Origin of the sequence: Paucibacter sp. XJ19-41 (assembly GCF_028462495.1) — a bacterium.
Taxonomy (GTDB): Bacteria; Pseudomonadota; Gammaproteobacteria; order Burkholderiales; family Burkholderiaceae_C; genus Roseateles_E.
Map to the genome: position 1 here is coordinate 1 of NZ_JAQOWX010000282.1, position 791 is coordinate 791.

Annotated in this window: 2 protein-coding genes; both read right to left on the reverse strand. The window is 69.1% G+C overall.

Features of this window, described 5'->3' with window-relative positions; genetic code table 11:
* Positions 1-16: 16 nt before the first annotated feature.
* The gene (locus PO768_RS28985; RefSeq protein ID WP_272648819.1) at positions 17-439 is read right to left on the reverse strand and encodes a hypothetical protein; all 423 of its coding nucleotides are present in this window, start codon (positions 437-439) and stop codon (positions 17-19) included.
* Positions 439-720, reverse strand: a complete 282-nt coding sequence (locus PO768_RS28990) for a YecA/YgfB family protein (protein ID WP_442953329.1) — start codon at positions 718-720, stop codon at positions 439-441. Before PO768_RS28990 ends, PO768_RS28985 begins: the two co-directional genes overlap by 1 nt.
* Positions 721-791 lie beyond the last annotated feature (71 nt).

The following is a 791-nucleotide window of genomic DNA, read 5'->3' on the forward strand; positions in this document are numbered from 1 at the left end:
GTTCACTCGCTGAGGGTCAATAGCGCCCGCGAGTCGGCGGGCCGCGTCGCGCGGGCGGGCGCCGCGCAGCCTCGGGCCGGGGCTGCGGCCGGGTCACGTCAGCCAGCAGCAAGCAGGCGCTGACCAAGCCCTCGACAGCCTCCTCCAGATTACTGGGCGGCTCCAGCGTCTCGATCTCTTCCAGCAGATCGTCGGCGTCTTCCAGATCGTCCGGATCCAGATGCATGAACAGCGCGGCCAGCGGCTCGAGCAGCTCGCTAGCATCCTGGCGCATCAGCTCGGGGAACACATCGGTGGCCAGTGCAAAGCCGGCCACCCAGGGGAACACGACTTCGGAAGGTTCGGCCTCATCCTCCAGCTCGAACACCCAGGGATCGAACCACTGGCGCTCGGCGATGGCGCGGTTGAGTTCCTGGTGGCGGCGCTTGGCCAGGGCCATCAGTTNTCCAGCTCGAACACCCAGGGATCGAACCACTGGCGCTCGGCGATGGCGCGGTTGAGTTCCTGGTGGCGGCGCTTGGCCAGGGCCATCAGTTCCCGGCTGTCGAAGCCCTGCGGCGCGGGCCGGCCCTCGCCGTCCAGCACATAAGGCATCCACTGAAAAGCCTGCACGGCCTTAGGCTGCAGCAGCACGCCGACCAGATAGCCATCCAGCATGCTGATGTCCAGCGGCTCCAGCGGCGCCGGCACGCTGTCCAGCAAGGCCTGCAGGCGCTCCATCTCGGCTTCGCTGAGCGGCTGCGGCGCGGCCTTGGGCGCGACGGCCGGCGCGGCAGGGCGTTGGCGGGGGG